The 4,854-nt window shown below is 71.8% G+C and carries 5 protein-coding genes; 3 read left to right on the forward strand and 2 right to left on the reverse strand.

Annotated features, from left to right (window positions below):
- Positions 1-1,425, reverse strand: a 1,425-nt coding sequence (locus tag ETD96_RS41375; RefSeq protein WP_240808599.1) for a metallophosphoesterase family protein, incomplete at its 3' end; no start/stop codon positions are given.
- A 32-nt stretch (positions 1,426-1,457) separates the two neighbouring features.
- On the opposite strand from ETD96_RS41375, the gene ETD96_RS41380 reads away from it, so the two are divergent.
- Together ETD96_RS41380 and ETD96_RS41385 are read left to right on the forward strand one after the other, a co-directional pair.
- Entirely contained in the window at positions 1,458-1,799 is a 342-nt protein-coding gene (locus ETD96_RS41380; RefSeq protein WP_138641940.1) for a metallopeptidase family protein, read from the forward strand.
- Positions 1,800-1,895: 96 nt separating this feature from the next.
- The gene (locus tag ETD96_RS41385; RefSeq protein WP_138641941.1) at positions 1,896-3,236 is read left to right on the forward strand and encodes an MFS transporter; all 1,341 of its coding nucleotides are present in this window, start codon (positions 1,896-1,898) and stop codon (positions 3,234-3,236) included.
- A gap of 37 nt (positions 3,237-3,273) precedes the next feature.
- Here the strand turns inward: ETD96_RS41385 and ETD96_RS41390 are convergent, their stop codons facing one another.
- Complete coding sequence (locus tag ETD96_RS41390; protein WP_138641942.1) at positions 3,274-3,600, reverse strand: PspC domain-containing protein; 327 nt, start codon at positions 3,598-3,600, stop codon at positions 3,274-3,276.
- A 213-nt stretch (positions 3,601-3,813) separates the two neighbouring features.
- On the opposite strand from ETD96_RS41390, the gene ETD96_RS41395 reads away from it, so the two are divergent.
- A partial coding sequence (locus ETD96_RS41395) for an aspartate-semialdehyde dehydrogenase (protein ID WP_138641943.1) occupies positions 3,814-4,854 on the forward strand: 1,041 nt, incomplete at its 3' end.

Genomic DNA, 4,854 nt, shown 5'->3' on the forward strand with positions numbered 1-4,854 from the left:
GTCCCAGCCCTGGAGGCGGTGGGTGGCGCGGCTGAAGTAGAGGACGGACAGCTCGATCGGGGTGGGCTGCTCGTGTTCGAGGCCGCGGAGGCCGGCGCCGCCGGTGGAGCCCTGGACGAACAGGCGGGTGCCGGTGGGGAGGATCTTGGTGGAGCGGGTGTGGGTGTGGCCGGCGAGGACGAGGGGCGTCACGCCGGAGAACGCCTCGCCCTCGCTGGGGTCGTGGGTGACGACGAGGTCGGGGGTGGTGCCGGAGGCGCGGAGCTCGTTCGCGTGGCGGAGGCCCTCGGCGCGGAGCTGGTCGGCGCCGACGAAGTCGTCGCGGGTGCTCTTGTCGGGGGTGAAGCGGGGGTCGCCGACGCCGTAGATGCGCAGGCCCTTGACCTCGCGGGTGCCGCCGTCGAGGACGATGGCGTTCTTCTGCCGGGCGACGGCGCGCTGGGTCTCCTTGGAGTCGTGGTTGCCGCGGACGTAGACGTAGGGGACCTTCAGGTCGGAGATGGAGTCGGCGAACTTGTCCTCGGCCTTGCTGCCGTGGTCCATGAGGTCGCCGCTGTCGATGACGAGGTCGACCTTGAACTGGGTGGAGACGGACTTGATGACGTTCCACGCGGCGGGGTTGAGGTGGATGTCGGAGACGTCCAGGACGCGGATGGTGGACGGGTCCGGTTCGTAGGTCGGGAGGGTCGAGGTGGTGGTGTAGAGCTCGGAGACGTTGCCGACGAGGCGGGCGAGCTGGGCGCGGTAGGCGGAGAAGCGCTCGACGATGCTGCGGGCGTCGCCGACGATCTGGGGGGCGTTGGCGAGGAGGCCGGTGTAGCGGGGCTCGGCGATGGACTGCGGGTTGAAGGTCGTCCAGGTGAGGAGGGTGAGGGCGGCGAGGCCGGCGGCGGCGGAGGACAGGCCGAGCAGGGCGCGGCGCCAGGAGCGGAAGAGGGCGAGGGACGCCAGGAAGCTCGCGGCGAGGGCGATCAGGACGGCCCGGACGAGCAGTTCGATGACGCCGTGCCGGATCTGGTCGGCGATCCGGTCGGTGAGGCGGTCGATCTCGGTGTCGTCCTCGATCAGCTTCTTGGCCTGGTCGGGGCGCAGGTCGGTGAGGCGGGCCTCCAGGGTGACGGGGCCCTCGTGGGTGTCGAGCCGGAGCGAGCCGAGGGGCGGGAGCTTCAGGGTCGTCCCGCCGTTCAGGGACGGCTGGAGGCTGAGCTGGACGTCGGTGGGGCCGACCGGGGTGACGTAGCGGCCGCCGAAGATGAGGCCGAGGTAGCCGGCGGCGAGGCCGATGACGGCGACGAGCGCGACGCGCGTCCACCGGTTGGTGAGGAACGGGACGACGGGGGAGCCGAGTCTGCGGGCGCGGTGGGCGGTGGCGGAGCCGAAGGTGCGGAGTGTCGCCAGGGCCTTGGTCAACCGGACCTCGGGCACGGGTTTCCCTTCTATCGAGCAGAATCGACGGTGTGATGGAGTTGTCGCGCGATGAGTTCGAGGACCTCGTGGCCGAGGCCCTCGACACCATCCCACCCGAGCTGACCGCCCACATGCGCAATGTCGTCATCGTCGTGGAGGACGACGCGCCCGAGCGCGGCCTGCTCGGCCTGTACCAGGGGGTACCCCTGACGGAGCGGGGGGACTGGTACGCAGGCGTCCTGCCCGATCACATTTCGATCTACCGCAGGGAGATCCTCCGGATTTGCGAAACCCCGGATGACGTGGTGGAAGAAGTCCGGATAACGGTTGTACACGAGATCGCCCACCACTTCGGCATCGATGACGGGAAGTTGCACGAACTCGGATACTGACGCAAGGAATTGCGCACTGTAGGTCACGCGACTGCCACGCAGCGTGAGTTAATAGGGGAGGGCGCCCGGTACTGGGCGGACTGAACTGGAGCGCGCGTGGCGGGAAGGCAGACGGGCCGGCATCGTCGGCCGCCCGAGGAGCAGGCGACCTACCGCGAGGTGTTCGCGGTCAAGGAGTTCCGTGCCCTCTGGCTGGCGCAGGCGCTGTCGTACATCGGTGACCAGCTGGCGCAGGTCGCGCTGGCCGTCCTCGTGTACGACCACACGAAGTCGACGCTGCTGACCGCGCTGGTGTACGCCCTGACCTACCTGCCGCCGATCCTGGGCGGGCCCGTGCTGTCCGGGCTGGCCGACCTGTTCCCGCGCCGCACCGTCATGGTCGTCTGCGACGTGCTGCGGGCGGGCCTGGTCGCGGTGATGGCGCTGGTGGCGATGCCCGTCGGGGCGCTGTCGTGCCTGGTGTTCCTGATCGTGCTCCTGGGGACGCCGTTCTCCGCCGCCCGCGCCGCCGTCATGCCGGACGTCCTGGAAGGTGACAGATATGTGGCGGGCTCCGCGATCGCGAACGTCACCCACCAGATCACCCAGGTCGTCGGCTTCCTGGCGGGCGGCGCGATCGTCGCCGTCGTCGGGACGTACGAGGCCCTCGCCCTGGACGCGCTGACGTTCGGCGCGTCCGCCGTGATCCTGATCGGCGGGCTCCGGCGGCGGGAGGCGCCACGCCGGCGGGAGCGCCAGGCGCTGGGCCTGCTGCGCGGCACGCGGGACGGCGCGCGGCTCGTGTTCGGCGACCCGGTGCTGCGGTCGCTGGTGCTGTTCGCGTGGCTGTGCGCGTTCTACGTGATCCCCGAGGGGCTGGCCGTCCCGTACGCGGCCACGTTCGGCGGCGGCGCCGTCACCGCGGGGCTGCTGCTGGCGGCGATGCCGACCGGGATGGTGGTCGGCTCGGTGCTGTTCAGCCGGTTCGTCCGTCCGGCGAACCGGCTGCACGTCATGGGGTGGATGTCGATGCTGGCCTGCCTGCCGCTGGTCGGCGCGGGCGTCCATCCGCCGCTGTGGTGGGTGGTCGCCCTGTGGGCGCTGTCGGGCGTCGGCAGCGCCTACCAGCTGGTGGCGAACACCGCGTTCGTGGCCGCCGTGCCGGCGGCCGGGCGGGGGCAGGCGTTCGGGCTCGCGCAGTCCGGCATCCTCGCCGGCCAGGGCCTCGGGATCCTCGCCGGCGGCGCCGCCGCGCAGGTCCTCGGGCCGGAGACGGTGGTCGCGCTCGCGGGCCTGCTCGGCCTGTCCGCCGCGGCGATGCTGACGCTCGGCTGGAACCAGCTCCGCGGCGCCGTGATCGCCGGGACGCGCGGCAACCCCGTCGCCGTCGCCCCGCCACCGGACGCGGACGGCGATGAGCTGGCCGCCGGGGCGCGGCGCTCCGCCCCGGCGCCGTAGGGGCCGCTGGGCCCGTGGGGCCGCTGCCCGGGGCGCCTCAGACCGTGGTGCGGTTCTTGTTGACCGCGTCCTTGGTCTTCTGGACGGCGTCCTGGACGGTCGGGGAGTCGCTGGCCTTCTTGAACAGGTCCTCGGCGATCGACGTCGGCGCGCCCTCCTCGGGGATCAGCACCCACCCGATGATGTAGAGGGCGAGCCCGGCGCCGCCGAAGATCGTGAAGACGGCGAGCGCGACCCGCAGGATGGTGGCGTCGACGCCGAGGTACTCGGCGGCGCCCGAGCAGACGCCCGCGACCATCCGGCCGTCGTGGGTCCGGCGGAGCTGCTTGGTCGGGGTCGAGGTGGTGTTCTTGTCCATGTCCATGCCTAGGATCATGCCCACCCGGCCGCCGGTACGACATCCGGATTCGCCCTGATTCACCCCTGAGAGTCCCCATGCCCGGTCAGGGGCCGTCCCTGGGGGGAAGGAGCTCCGTTAAGAACAGGTTGACCCTTCCACGTAGGGTTGTTGCCTGGACGTCCTGCCATCGACCTGGGCAGACTCGCCCGGGTCAAGCGATCTACCAGAGGGAGCGGCATGAGAGTCGGCATCGTCGGGGCCACCGGACAGGTCGGGGCCAAGATGCTCGAAATCCTGGCCGAGCGCGGATTCCCGGTGGACGAGCTGCGGCTGTTCGCCTCGGCGCGGTCCGCGGGGCGCACGCTCCCGTGGGACGGCACCGAGATCACCGTCGAGGACGCGGCCGCCGCCGACTACACCGGCCTCGACATCGTGCTGTTCTCCGCGGGGAAGACCACGTCCAAGGCGCTCGCGCCGAAGGTCGCCGCCGCCGGCGCCGTCGTGATCGACAACTCCTCCGGCTGGCGGATGGACCCGGACGTCCCGCTCGTCGTCGCCGAGGTCAACCCGCACGCCGCGGCGAACCGGCCGAAGGGCATCATCGCGAACCCGAACTGCACCACGATGGCGGCGATGCCGGTGCTGCGGCCGCTGCACGCGGAGGCCGGGCTGGCCGCGCTCGTCGTGTCCACCTACCAGGCCGTGTCCGGCAGCGGCCTCGCGGGCGTCGCCGAGCTGCACGACCAGGCGACCAAGGTCGTGCAGGGCGCGGACGCGCTCACCCACTCCGGCTCCGCCGTCGACTTCCCGGAGCCGTCGGTCTACGTCCGGCCGATCGCGTTCAACGTCCTGCCGATGGCGGGTTCGATCGTGGACGACGGCCTCGCCGAGACCGACGAGGAGCAGAAGCTCCGCAACGAGAGCCGCAAGATCCTGGAGATCCCGGACCTGAAGGTCTCCGGCACCTGCGTCCGCGTCCCGGTGTTCACCGGCCACTCGCTGCAGGTCAACGCCCGCTTCGAGCGGCCGATCAGCCCGGAGCGCGCGAGCGAGCTGCTCGCCGGCGCGCCCGGCGTCGCCCTGTCGGACGTCCCGAACCCGCTGCAGGCCGCCGGCCAGGACCCGACCTACGTGGGCCGCATCCGCCGCGACGAGACCGTGGACAACGGCCTCGCCCTGTTCTGCGCCGGCGACAACCTCCGCAAGGGGCCGGGCCGGGGCTACTCGGCGGCGACGAGCTCGGCGATCTGGACGGTGTTCAGGGCGGCCCCCTTGCGG

It is taken from the genome of Actinomadura geliboluensis (assembly GCF_005889745.1).
Lineage (GTDB): Bacteria > Actinomycetota > Actinomycetes > Streptosporangiales > Streptosporangiaceae > Spirillospora > Spirillospora geliboluensis.